Origin of the sequence: Clostridium sp. 'deep sea' (genome assembly GCF_014931565.1) — a bacterium.
Taxonomy (GTDB): domain Bacteria; phylum Bacillota; class UBA994; order PWPR01; family PWPR01.
The window spans coordinates 2,752,101-2,764,801 of record NZ_CP063353.1; the positions used below are offsets into that span (position 1 = coordinate 2,752,101).

The 12,701-nt window shown below is 33.0% G+C and carries 13 protein-coding genes; 8 read left to right on the top strand and 5 right to left on the bottom strand.

What is annotated here, in order from left to right:
- Positions 1 to 63: 63 nt before the first annotated feature.
- Entirely contained in the window at positions 64 to 780 is a 717-nt protein-coding gene (locus tag IMX26_RS12725; protein WP_243259140.1) for an ABC transporter ATP-binding protein, read from the top strand.
- Positions 773 to 2,401, top strand: coding sequence for a hypothetical protein (locus tag IMX26_RS12730; protein WP_195158766.1), 1,629 nt, complete (start codon positions 773 to 775; stop codon positions 2,399 to 2,401). Before IMX26_RS12725 ends, IMX26_RS12730 begins: the two co-directional genes overlap by 8 nt.
- 70 nt (positions 2,402 to 2,471) lie before the next feature.
- On the opposite strand, the gene IMX26_RS12735 is transcribed toward IMX26_RS12730, so the two are convergent.
- Complete coding sequence (locus IMX26_RS12735) at positions 2,472 to 3,821, bottom strand: hypothetical protein (RefSeq protein ID WP_195158767.1); 1,350 nt, start codon at positions 3,819 to 3,821, stop codon at positions 2,472 to 2,474.
- A gap of 153 nt (positions 3,822 to 3,974) precedes the next feature.
- Between IMX26_RS12735 and IMX26_RS12740 the strand changes: the two genes are divergently transcribed.
- The 4 genes from IMX26_RS12740 to IMX26_RS12755 all read left to right on the top strand — a co-directional run bounded on the left by IMX26_RS12740 (position 3,975) and on the right by IMX26_RS12755 (position 9,164).
- Positions 3,975 to 5,297: a CapA family protein gene (locus tag IMX26_RS12740; RefSeq protein ID WP_195158768.1), complete on the top strand. Its 1,323-nt coding sequence runs from the start codon at positions 3,975 to 3,977 to the stop codon at positions 5,295 to 5,297.
- A 17-nt stretch (positions 5,298 to 5,314) separates the two neighbouring features.
- Positions 5,315 to 6,610, top strand: a complete 1,296-nt coding sequence (locus IMX26_RS12745) for a M24 family metallopeptidase (protein WP_195158769.1) — start codon at positions 5,315 to 5,317, stop codon at positions 6,608 to 6,610.
- A 470-nt stretch (positions 6,611 to 7,080) separates the two neighbouring features.
- Positions 7,081 to 8,463 (top strand): MATE family efflux transporter, encoded by a 1,383-nt coding sequence (locus tag IMX26_RS12750; protein ID WP_195158770.1) that lies wholly within the window; start codon positions 7,081 to 7,083, stop codon positions 8,461 to 8,463.
- A gap of 254 nt (positions 8,464 to 8,717) precedes the next feature.
- Positions 8,718 to 9,164: a GNAT family N-acetyltransferase gene (locus IMX26_RS12755; RefSeq protein WP_195158771.1), complete on the top strand. Its 447-nt coding sequence runs from the start codon at positions 8,718 to 8,720 to the stop codon at positions 9,162 to 9,164.
- A 317-nt stretch (positions 9,165 to 9,481) separates the two neighbouring features.
- Here the strand turns inward: IMX26_RS12755 and IMX26_RS12760 are convergent, their stop codons facing one another.
- Genes IMX26_RS12760 through IMX26_RS12770 form a run of 3 tightly spaced genes read right to left on the bottom strand, consistent with a single transcriptional unit; the run spans position 9,482 to position 10,488 of the window.
- Positions 9,482 to 10,054 carry a manganese catalase family protein gene (locus tag IMX26_RS12760; RefSeq protein WP_195158772.1) on the bottom strand — a complete coding sequence of 191 codons (573 nt, stop codon included), beginning with the start codon at positions 10,052 to 10,054 and terminating at the stop codon, positions 9,482 to 9,484.
- A 13-nt stretch (positions 10,055 to 10,067) separates the two neighbouring features.
- A complete protein-coding gene (locus IMX26_RS12765; protein ID WP_195158773.1) occupies positions 10,068 to 10,319 on the bottom strand; it encodes a spore coat protein CotJB in 252 nt (83 codons plus the stop codon).
- Between the two features lie 13 nt (positions 10,320 to 10,332).
- A complete protein-coding gene (locus IMX26_RS12770; RefSeq protein ID WP_195158774.1) occupies positions 10,333 to 10,488 on the bottom strand; it encodes a spore coat associated protein CotJA in 156 nt (51 codons plus the stop codon).
- 529 nt (positions 10,489 to 11,017) lie between these two features.
- Between IMX26_RS12770 and IMX26_RS12775 the strand changes: the two genes are divergently transcribed.
- Positions 11,018 to 11,680, top strand: coding sequence for a hypothetical protein (locus tag IMX26_RS12775; protein ID WP_195158775.1), 663 nt, complete (start codon positions 11,018 to 11,020; stop codon positions 11,678 to 11,680).
- Between the two features lie 159 nt (positions 11,681 to 11,839).
- On the top strand, positions 11,840 to 12,325 hold the full coding sequence (locus IMX26_RS12780; protein WP_195158776.1) for a pyridoxamine 5'-phosphate oxidase family protein: 486 nt from the start codon (positions 11,840 to 11,842) through the stop codon (positions 12,323 to 12,325).
- A 123-nt stretch (positions 12,326 to 12,448) separates the two neighbouring features.
- Here IMX26_RS12780 and IMX26_RS12785 read toward each other — a convergent pair whose 3' ends face one another.
- Positions 12,449 to 12,664 carry a MoaD/ThiS family protein gene (locus IMX26_RS12785; RefSeq protein WP_195158777.1) on the bottom strand — a complete coding sequence of 72 codons (216 nt, stop codon included), beginning with the start codon at positions 12,662 to 12,664 and terminating at the stop codon, positions 12,449 to 12,451.
- Positions 12,665 to 12,701: the final 37 nt, after the last annotated feature.

Sequence of the window (12,701 nt, forward strand, 5' to 3'; positions counted from 1 at the left end):
GTTGTTTAAACCTAAAAAAAATGGGTAAAACTATAGTGTTAGCTGTAAATGGGAGGGATTCGAGTGTTAAAACTAAGTAGCTTAACTAAAAATTATGATGGAAAAAAATTGGCTGTTGATAGTATTGATTTATCAGTAAATCATGGTGAAATATTTGGTTTTATAGGACCAAATGGTGCTGGTAAAACTACTACTATTAAAATGATTACCGGAATGTTATTGCCTACATCGGGACAGGTATTAATAGATAACGTAGATATAAGTAAAGAGCCTGTAAAAGCAAAAAATAAATTTACTTTTGTTCCTGATCATCCAGAGATATTTGATTCTATAAGTGGCTTTGATTATTTAAACTTTATCGGTGATATTTATGGAATAAACCAAGATATACGCCAGCAAAGAATTGAAAAGTATGCTAAAACCTTTGAGATTTATGATAGCCTAGGTAAGGCAGTTAGCTCTTATTCTCATGGTATGAAGCAAAAACTACTAATAAGTGGAGCATTATTACCTAATCCTAAATTATTTATCTTAGATGAACCATTAGTTGGTTTAGATCCTAGGTCTGCCAGGATACTTAAAGATATTATGAGAGAGCATTGTCAAACGGGTGGTACAGTCTTTTTCTCATCTCATGTATTAGAGGTTGTAGAAAATCTTTGTGATAGAATAGCTATTATAAAAGATGGCAAAATTATTGCATTAGGCACAATTGATCAAATTAAAGATCAAGATGAATCACTAGAAGAAATGTTCTTGGAGTTAACAGAAAATGAATAAACTATGGTCATTAACAAAAGTTCAGCTTAAAAATTACTGGACTAAAACCATGCAAAACATGGGCTCGGGCAAGAGAAAAGGCTTAATGTCTTTAGCATTAATTTGGCTAGTATTTGTATTTGGCATGATGGCCTTTCAGATGGCGAATACTATCTATGATGTTACTGCCCAAATGGGCATTCCAGAATTATCTTTTGCGTTGCCCTATATTATGGTTTCATTAGGGGTAATGGTTTTATCTATTACGGCGTTAATAAACCTCTTTTATTATTCAGATAGTACCGGTTTTTTATTAACACTTCCAATTAAAGAGAATAGTATTATTTTGTCTAAACTAGCGGTTCAGTATATATTCAGCTTTTTTATGACTGCCTTATTTATTGTTCCTACCTTGTTTGTGTATTTTAGTAAAGCTGGTTTTAATTTAGTTGGATTTATAGGTGGTTTGGTGGCAGTTGTAACCATGCCCATTGTGCCACTTTTAATTGCTTCAATTATAGTAGTGTTATTAATGAAAACAGTTGGTAGATCCATTAATAGAAGAGCAATGTCTGTAGTAATAAGTATATTGGTTATGATTTTGGTATTTAGCTTTAATATAATTGTTTCTCGATCTGCTCAATCGAATGATTTTTTATTAAATATTTTAAACTCTCAGGATGGAGTTTTAAAGTATATTGGCTTACAGTTTCCACCTGTAGTGTGGGCCACAAAAATGATTGCGGGTTCACTACTGCATTTAGGTCTATTTATAGTTCTTAATTTAGGTTTAATAGTATTGTTTAATATAATTGCTCAGCCTTTAGTTAAAACAACACTAAGAAACTTTAATCAGGCTGAATCAAAGGTAATAGTTAAAAAAGCATCTTACCAAGGGCGTTCTCAAATAGGGGCATTGGTAAGAAGAAATATTCAAATTATATATAAAACACCAGCATTTTTAATGAACACCTTAATGTTATTATTGTTTCCATTTATCATGGTTGCAATTACTTCGTTATCTAACCCAGATAGCGCGAAAGGTATAGCAATGCTGCTAGATTCCTTAGGCTCTAGTAGTGCAGCACCTTATCGACCCGTTATACTAACTATTGCTTTTATTGCACCAGTATTAATGGGAGCGCTAAGTGCTACAGCAATTACTCGTGAGGGTAAGTATTTATGGCAAGTTAAAATAATGCCAATAAGCGCAAAAAACGATATTAATGCTCGCATTATAAGTTGTGCAGTTTTAATTGGGGCAGCAATATTAGTTATATTGGGTTTTGCAGTTTACTTTTTGCCAATTACTATTATAGATATTGTTTGGTCTTTATTGATTGCTATTCCTGCAGTGTATGGTATGTTAGCCATTGATATGTGTATAGATATAGCACGACCAATTCTAACATGGAGTAACCCAACCCATGCTATGAAAAACAATATGAATATCTTGGCTGCCCTTGCCTGGAAAGCTCTGTTAGGAGTAGTAGTATTTATAGCAGTTAAAGCTATTGTAAGTGTTGCCGGAATATATGCCTTAACATATAGCTTGTTAGCTATGGCACTTATTTTGGGTGGATTAGGATTTATGTTGTTAAACAATGCCGTAAAAAAATATAATAAGCTAGAAATTAAATAGAGATAACCAAAAGCCTACTTTCACTAAGATACAGAAAGTAGGCTTATATTTTTAGTTTATTTTTTAGTAATCATTTTGAAACTTGCTTAAGCTCTTTTAGTTTAGCTAATTTAAGGTAAGCAAATCTTAGCACAATCAGTTCTGCCAATAAACCAACTAAGGTACCAATAGCCCCAGCAATAGCTCCTATTGCTGGATTTATAGCTGCCAACGTTAATATTGTAATAGTTACTGTAGTCATATTAGTAATTTTAGCTACACTTAGTATTTTGGTGTTATTAAGGGTCATCAATAAGCCAATGTAAAACTCATTCCAAGCTAAAATAAGTGGTGATGCTATAAGCAGTATTAAAATACCCTTACTCGCTGAAGCTAACTCTGGACTAACCTTAATTATATTTAATAAAGTAAATTGACCTAATGGAGTTAAAGCCAATAAAGAAAGTAAACATGCTAAGATAATACTAATAACTAGCGTAAACTTTTTTAAGTACTTTATTCTATCTTTGGTAGTACCAAATATTAAACTAACTTGCCTAATATTATTCTCTAAGAAACCCATAAGAATCCAAGCAAAACTTTGTGCCACTTGAAATGTAGCAAGAGCCTTTTCGGGGTCAGTAGTTTTTGATAAACCAAAGTTGATAAGAGGTTTTCCTAAAGTCCATACAAAAGACATCAACATAAGTGGCCATAAAAAACTGAAGGCTTTGTTTACACTAAAAGACTTACCGGTATCAGTCTCAGATTGCTCAGGTAGCTTTTTGTACTGAGGTATTGACCATAAAAAATTTAGAATAGCCTCACAAGACATACCCAGAGTCCAAATTAAAATACCTACAGCAGCCCCATTTAGCCACTTAATTTTAGGTAAAAATGAAGCCAAGAAAACCATAAATATAATTCTTACCACAACAGAGTAAGTAAGGTATTTTGTTTTCTTCTGTACCATTAAGACTCCCTGACTATATGCCCTTAAGGTATAAATAAAGGGTAGTAGTAAACAAAACTTAGCGGCAGACTTAATCTCTGGAAAGAGCTTAGTTGGTGCTTTAAATACCTGTAAAAATACAAACTCTCCAAGTGGGGTAAAAGCTAAAAGACCTAAAATAGCTAAAGAGGCAATTCCTAGCTTAATCATTAAAGATAAACTGAGTCTAAAACTCTTTTTATCTCTTGCCATAGCAACCAACATTTGCCTGCTTGTAAAAGCGGGAGATGCAAACATATTCATAATACTCATTGTTAAAGCATAGGCAGCTAAAGCAATTTGAGGACTGTTTGTTCTACTGACACCTGCATTAATAACACTATGACTTGTTAACATTATCATAGAGTAGATACCTAAAGGCACATAAAACCTTAAAATATCGGGTAATAAATTGCTTTCATCATTCTTGATGCTATTTACATTTTTCATCCTTCACCCATCCTAACTAACTGTATTCTATAGTTTTGCCTTATAAAGGTCAATCATATTATAAAAAAATTTTCTGTAATCGAAATATATGCAGGAAAGCAATACATAAGTATCAAATTAATTCATTACACAGTAAAAAAAGGAGGAATACTATTGAGATATAATGATCAGTTAAAAAAATTTACCTTAACTGCTACTGGAGATATATTTATAACGCGTAGGCTAACACCTTATAATGAACCTGCCTATTTAGAGATGTGGAATATCCTAAAAAACAGTGATATAAAATTTACTAATTTCGAAATGTTAGTGCATGATTTTAATGGCTATCCTGTAGCGGAGAGTGGTGGAACCTATACTCAGGTAGATTCAGAGGTATTTAATGACTTGCAGTTTGCTGGTTTTAACCTGTATTCATTAGCTAATAATCACTCCTTAGATTACGGAATAAAGGCGATGCTGCATACTAAACAGCTTTTAAAAATACATAAGTTAGTAAATGCCGGTACAGGTATTAATTTAGCAGACGCTCGATCCGCCAGTTATTTAGATTTAAACTGCGGAAGGGTGGCGCTAATAGCCGCTTCATCAACCTTTGCCTCTTTTGGCAGAGCTGGACATGCGAGGGTTGATTCTATAGGAAGACCAGGCTTGAATCCAGTTAGGTTTCATTCCTACATAGAGGTTGATGATAAACACTATAACATGATAAAAGAGTTAGAGAAACATACCGGAATTAAGAGTCAGAAACAGAGGTATTTTAAAATGGGATGGCTAAAATCAGAACCAAGTGGGGTTTGTAAACTTGAAAATCTAAAGTTTATTAAAGGAAATAATCCCGGAATACATACCATTATTAATGATCAGGATAGAGCTGGTAATATTAAATGGATTAAAGACGCTTCTGACCAAGCAGATATTGTAGTATATAGTCTTCATCTCCACCAAGGTGATGCAATGAACCCTTGGAAGCCAGCAGAATTTCAATTAAAATTCGCTCACGAATGCATAAATGCAGGGGCAGATGTTTTTATTGCTCATGGAGCTCATTATATAAGGGGAATTGAAATATATAATAATAAACCTATATTCCATGGTTTAGGTAACTTTATCTTTCAAAATGAAACAGTTCTTAAGTTACCTCAAGATGTATATGATTTAAACGGGCTAGGTTATGATGCTACCCCAGCTGATTATTATAATAAAAGAAGCAATAACGATCAACAAGGGTTTCCGACTCAAGAGAGATTTTGGCAAACAGTATTGCCGTGGTGTAGATTCAATAATGGCAAGGTTGTAGAAATAAAACTCTATCCTATAACGTTAGGATTTGGTAAAAAAAGAACAGTCAGAGGAAGGCCCATGTTGGCAAAAGATGAGGAAGGAGAGAGAATACTAAATAGAATTAGAGAACTTTCAGCACCATTTGGTACTAAAATAAATATTATCAATAATATTGGTATTGTAGAACTATAAATAGGAGGTATTAAAACATGAGAGAGGTTACCGTTAAAGAGCAAGTTAGTTTAGGCAATGTATCACATTTTGCCAACAAGATAATTCCACTACGCAGTAGAGCTAAAGTTCAAAATAAATGGCTTAAGTTTCGTTTAAAAAACGTTTTACCTATGCTCATGAAAAGAGCCAAATTAGATATGTGGATTATAACTGCTCGGGAGTATAATGAGGATCCAGTAATGATGTCCTTATTGCCTGCTGAGCAATTCTCAGCTAGAAGAAGAACAATATTGGTATTTTATTTGCAAAAAGATGACTCTGTTGAGTGTTTAACTTTATCTCGGCCAGTTCCTGCTTTAGAGCAACTCTACAAAGCAGTTTGGACTGATGATAGTATAGATCAGTATGTTAGGCTAGCCGAGATTATAACAGAGCGTGATCCAAAAACAATTGGTATAAATGTTAATCATGACTTTAGCTTTGGAGACGGATTAGCCCATGGAGAGTATATTAATTTAGTAGAATCGCTACCCGATAAATACTTAGAGCGTTTAAAATGCTCTATTGAGCTTTGCATTGGTTGGTTAGAGTACCGCACTGAGCAAGAAATAATGGCTTACTCTGGTATAAATGAAATTGCACATGGCATAATAGCAGAGGCTTTTTCTAGCAGAGTAGTTTTACCAAGTGTTACTACTGCTTTAGATGTTGCCTGGTGGATAAGGCAAAAAATTTGTGACCTAGGACTCGAAACTTGGTTTATGCCATCCGTTAGTATTCAAAGACAAGGCACAAAAAGCGTTGCTAAAGATGAAGTTATACTTGCGGGAGATATCCTTCACTGTGATGTTGGCATAAAATACCTTGGTTTATGTACCGATACTCAACAGCATGCCTATGTATTAAAGCTAGGTGAAACTGACGCTCCAGAGGGATTAAAACAGGCTTTAGCTTGTGCTAACCTGCTTCAAGATATCCATGCTAAAGAAATGATATTAGGTAAAACAGGAAATCAAATACTGCAAAACATAAGAAAAAATGCAATACAAGCGGGGCTTGAGCCCTGTGTATATTCGCACCCAATTGGTTATCACGGTCATGGAGCAGGTCCAACAATTGGATTATATGATCATCAAGAAGGCGTGCTTGGACGAGGAGATTATCCACTAAACAACAATACAGCATATGCAATGGAGTTAAACATTAAAAAAGATATTATTGAATGGAATAATCAAAAAGTAATGATAGCGTTAGAACAAACTATTATTTATACCAATAATGAAGTACACTTTTTAGGTGGTAGGCAAAAAGAGTGGCATTTTATAAGATAAGAAATAATCTTGAATATTAAAATTTTATTTAGAGGGCTGGTACATTAGCAAAATTAAAAAGTTCGTGTGCCAGCCTCAATTTATATTAGAAAACGTATGTTATGTGCAATATAATCTAAGTTTATTTTATATAAAATATTAATTTAATGACTTATTTACTTTATAAGTAGTTCTACAAAATTTATAGTAGAAATCTATTTAATCAACCTAAAAACCAAAGAAAATCCTACCAAAATAAAAACTCCCATACCTAAAAGCAATAAAATTAGTTGATAAACATTTTTATATTTCATAATGTCTTACCTTCAATCTATGATATAATGAAGCTCAGGCTTTAATAGTACTATACACGAAATATTGTATTTCAATAACACTATTCCCTGAAATAAATAAATATATTTGTTGTTATTATATATGTTTGTTTACTAACTAGCAAATAATAATGACAGCATTAAAGGGGGGAAATTGTAATGTCTCAGCAAGATAGAGCAAAACAAAAAACAAGACGCAATTTAATTAGTAGTGACTTGCCACTTAATAAAGTTGTATTTATGTTAGCTGCACCTGTAATGGCACAAATGTTACTACAAACTCTTGCTCAAATTGTAGATATGTCTATGGTGGGTAAGTTAGGATCTGAGGCAATAGCAGGTATTGGACTAAGTTTTAGACCACTTTTTGTAGCTATGTCAATCTTTTTGGGTTTAGGTGCTGCCACTACGGCTCTCGTTGCTCGCTCAATAGGAGCAAATAAAGAAGATGAAGCCCGTGATTCTGCAACTCAGTCAATTATAACAGGAACAATGATATCTTTTGTATTAGCAATATTTACTTTTTTTGCGGCCAAGCAAATTATATTGTTTATGGGAGCGGAAGATGGGGTTATTAATAACGGAATTTTATATTTAAAAGGCTATAGTCCGGGTATGTTTTTTGCCTTTATTGGATTGCTTGTAACAGCCAGCTTACGGGGTGCAGGTGATACAAAAACTCCTTTTATTGCAGGTTTTGTTGAAAACTTTGTTAATGTAATAGGAAACTATATATTAATATTTGGTAAGTTTGGTTTCCCTGCTTTTGGGGTATTAGGGGCAGCTATTGCCACAAGCATTGCTCGTTTAGTAAGCTTATCTATTATGATGTATATCTTAGTAAAAGGAAAAGCAGGTTTACACATTAAGCTAAAAGACTTTTTCATTATAAAAACGTCTGTAATAAAAAGATTATTTAAAATAGGAATACCAGCAGCTTTTGAGCGGTTAACCCAAAGTGTAGCGTTAATGTTTACAACTAAAATAGTGGCCTCCTTAGGTACTACTGCCGTAGCTATAACTACGTTAAGTGGCAATATAGAGCAATTATCTTTTATGCCGGCCATTGGATTTTCAGTAGCTGCAGGAACATTGGTAGGCCAAAACTTAGGTGCTAAACATCCAGCTAACGCTGAAAAGAGTGGCTGGACAGCTGTAAAAATGGCAATGTTGCTTATGGGAATAATGGGTGCCTTGTTTATACTGATACCTGAGGTATTTATTAGAATATATACTAACGAAGCAGATGTAGTAGCTGGTGGTAAGCTAGTATTAAGAATACTAGGGTTAGCTCAAGTGCCTCAGGCAGTGGCCTTTGCTGTAAGTGGAGGACTAAGAGGAGCAGGAGATACAAAAGCTGTATTATACATTAGCTCATTTGGTAACTTTGTAATTCGTTTAGGATTAACTTGGCTCTTCATAAACGTTTTTCATTGGAGTTTATGGAGTGTTTATTTTGTAATGGTATTTGACTGGTTTGTAAGAGGCGCATTGTTAGCTTTGCGGTTTAGGCAGGGTAGTTGGAAGAATATTAGAGTATAACATTAGCATTTTAATCAACGGACGCTTTCATAATTGAGCTATTTCGGCGTCATACAGGAATTTTATTTCATAGACATACCACCCTGTATTGTCTATTTCAATAAAATTCCCTATTCCTTAAACTAGCCTCAATTCTGAAAGCCACGGCATAATGGGGCGTTCAGTTGGTTAGGTCAAGTTTTTTTGCAAACGATTTCATAATTAAAACCTAGCTATGCCTTTATATTCTTTATTATTTATCACAGGAGGTTGAAATGGAAACTATAATAAGGAAAATTACACCATCAGACTATACGGAAGTAGTATTACTTTGGCGTAATGAAATTGGGAATCCAAATGTTAATGAAGAAAACATAACCAGTGTGATGACTAAAATGAACAAAGACGATAATTATAGAACATTTGTTGCAGTATGTGAGAATAGGGTTGTGGCTTTTATCACAACATTACAAGCACTATCAATAGGGAATGAAGTTGGTTTTTTATGGATTTGTGGTTTAGCAGTATCTCAAGCCTTTCAGAATAAAGGGATCGGTACAAAACTGCTTAATTATATTGAAAAGTATGCTTGTGAAAGAAGGCTATCAAGTATAATTTTAAACAGTGGTTTTGAGAGAAAAGAGGCTCATGCATTTTATGAAATAAATGGCTATGAGAAACACTCTTACTGTTTCACAAAAAAACCTAACAGCCACCAATAAAAAGAGTAAGATATGTTTTCTTTTGAAGTTATATGGAGCATGTGATTATTTATTAATTAATCATTTCGTTAAGAGTCATTATATTGGCTCTTTTTTTGAATTTAGGATTAAATAAAGCGGTGTAATAAGTGCCTAAAATAATAAAATACTGTAACGCCTTAATTAAGTAGTGGCTTTTAAAATTGATCATAGATTAAGGAACTAAAAAAAACATTTACAAAGATAATACAAGGTGCGTATATCTTTTTAAATGTTTTTTTGTATGACGCAGAGATGTGATTAATTATGGAAGCGTCCTTCGAAAAGACCTCCAAGCACTACCAGACACTTTTACTATTCTTCTTATCATACAACAACTGCAATAACTCACCAAAACGTTGAAAATGTACAACTTCGCGAGCACGTAAAAATCTGAGAGTATCTGTTACTCCAGCATCATCAGATAAATTTAGTAAATAATCATATGTAGCACGTGCCTTTTCTTCTGCATCTAAATCCTCTGTTAAGTCGGCAATTGGGTCGCCTTTACACTGAATACCACTGGCTGACCAAGGTATACCATTAGGGTCAACATAAAATACACCTCTGCCGTGGTTGGTGTAATAACCATCCATACCAGCTTCTTTAATTTGCTCTAGCGAGGCACCCTTAAGTAGATTGTAAACCAATGTTCCCATTATCTCCATGTGAGCTAACTCTTCTGTACCAATATCTGTTAAAGCACCACGGGCCTCTGGCATAGTCATGGTATATCGTTGGGTTAAATAACGTAGTGAGGCTCCTAGCTCTCCATCTGGTCCACCATATTGAGCAATTATAACCTTTGCTAGCTGAGGGTTAGGTCGATCAACCCTAGCTGGGTATTGTAAATGTTTTTGATAAATCCACATATATATGCCTCCTTTAACTCTCTAATTGCCAAGGCCAAGGGTCGTTAATCCATTGCCATTTGCTATAATCACAGGTTACATCTGTATACATTAATGGTCCGTATTCCATAACATATTTTTGGTATATTTCAGTATGCTGTTTGTTTATTTCATCAAACTTTTTTAGCATTTTGCTGTCATGGGGATGGGTATCTAGGTAGAGGTTTAAATCTAACAAACAAAAGCTAAGTTCCATTACTTTTTTAAGCATTTCCATTCTATCCATTTACTTAAATCCTCTATCCTTTCTTTATTTTATAGGGTCGATATAACTCCGGAAAAACAGTACCTTTATTTAAGGCCTCAGCAGCAGGAAAAATTCTATTCGCTTTTTGATAAACTATGTATATTCTAGCTAGTTCTTTATCGTTCTTTTTATTACCGAAGACTTTCACAACTGTCCCCCTCTCTAATTTCTCATTAACATACTATGAGTAAAGATGGTTAAAGGTTAGAAAAAAGCCTAATAGTATTTATTTATAAAGATAAATCTTTTCTATTTTTTTTATAAACTCTAATATACAATGACTATATGAATAAAAATTGTGTAAAAATAACGTTGGAGAAGATAAAATAGATATTAAATGGTCTCTTGATAATACAGGAACAATTAATGTACATAAATTTAAAGTTTCAAATTAAACAGATGATTTTAACAGAAAATAAGTATTTATAGTTATGATATATTGATAATAAATACTATATAGGTTATTTTATAGTAAAGTGTTAAATTTATTAATCAAAGTAAATTAAGAACATGTTTTTTTGTAATAGAACAAATTTAGGTACTATATTACAATCGAAGGAGATTAATTTTGAAGAAAAATATATTTATCTTAAATAGCGATGGGCATAAACTGGGGTATATCTTGGTGATATTTATTCCAGTATACAAAAATACTCTGAGCTAAGCGAAGATAATAAATGGTAAAAAAAATATTAATAATCTTTGTAGCTGTTGTTGTGATAGTATTTGTGGCAATGAATGTTTTTAATATAAATAGTAATCATGATAAAAGTAAATATCAAGCAGTTGATGATTATTATAATATGCCTTTTGAATTACGAACAGTTACTAGTTTCACGCTTAAACGTGCTGATGTTATCAAGCAAAACGGTGAACCAGATGAAATTGGTGATTGTAATGATTTATCGTATATAATATATCATAAAGAAGATATGGCAAGACAGTTTATCTTTTTTAATAAAAGTACTGATGTTTTATGGCATTCATGGACTTGTAATCGTATTTTTTTCTTAAGTGATTTTACGGATATTAAGGAAGGTCATAGTACTGAAAAAGATGTGTTGAAAATTGACAAGTTTTTATCTTTGATATTTACAGGAGAAGATTTAGCTTTAAGCGAACATTTAATTAATAACGCACGTTCTCTGCTTATTAATTATCGACTTATTGATGATAATTGGATTGTGACAAAAACAGAGGTAATTGAAAATGAACCTTCTAAAACTTCAATACTGATTGAAAATTATTATAATAAAGTAAAAGGTGGAGCCTTGAGTGTAGAAAACATTATAAGGTACACCAAAAAGAGCTCATTAAACCCTTGTTTAATTCTATATTGAACAGGTGTTATTTTACAAAAATTAACTTTTACTTTCTAAAACCAATAAACAAAGAATAACATATGTATACATATAAAAGTATTTTCTTCATAATAGAAATATATTTAAAAGTAGTGCCTAAAGGGTGAAATGGATCAACATACAATGGAGGAAATCAACATGAGCAAATATCATATGCGTAGAAAAGACTTGCTAATAGATAGTAAAAGTGAGTTAGTAAAAATTCTAAAACAGGGCAAATATACAACCTTAGCTTTATGCCGAAACAATGAGCCTTATGTTGTTACCATGAGCTACGCCTATAGTGAACAAGATAATGCCCTTTATATGCATTGTGCTCAAAAGGGTTTAAAGTTAGATTTTATTAATGAAAATCCAGCAGTATGTGCTACAGTAATTGAAGATAAAGGTTACTTAGAGGGTTTATGTGATCAAAAATACTCATCTGTGGTAATAAGGGGTAAACTAGAATACGTTAACGGTGTAGCAGAAATAAGAAAAGCCTTTTTATTAATGGTAGAACAACTAGAGAGTAATCCAGAGCCCCAACGCAGTAGAATAATGAAAATTGGAGATTCCATAGCGAGAATTGTAATGTTGAAGCTAAGTATAGAAGAGATAACAGGAAGACATAGTCGCAAATGAGTTTAAAATGCTCTAGCAAAAATTTACTTCATAGATTTACATATGTATATCTATGAGGAAATTTATTGCGTACAAGATAGAGATAAATCAAGTATGGAAACGTTTGTAGAATAAAAGTGATAACTACCCACCTGCTATTGGCGGAAAAATCTCAATAGTATCTCCATCTTTCAATTGATAGTTATCATGTACTACAGTTTTATTAACTGTGGCTATCCAATAGGCTTTGGGTGGAAAATCGTGTTGGCTTAAAAAGTCACCTAAAGTACTACCTGGCTCAAACTCAAACCATTCTTGCTCTATTAATTCTGCAAATCTATCTGTTAAGCCACCAAACACCTTAAATCTTAATTTTATAATAATAACCTCCTATAGC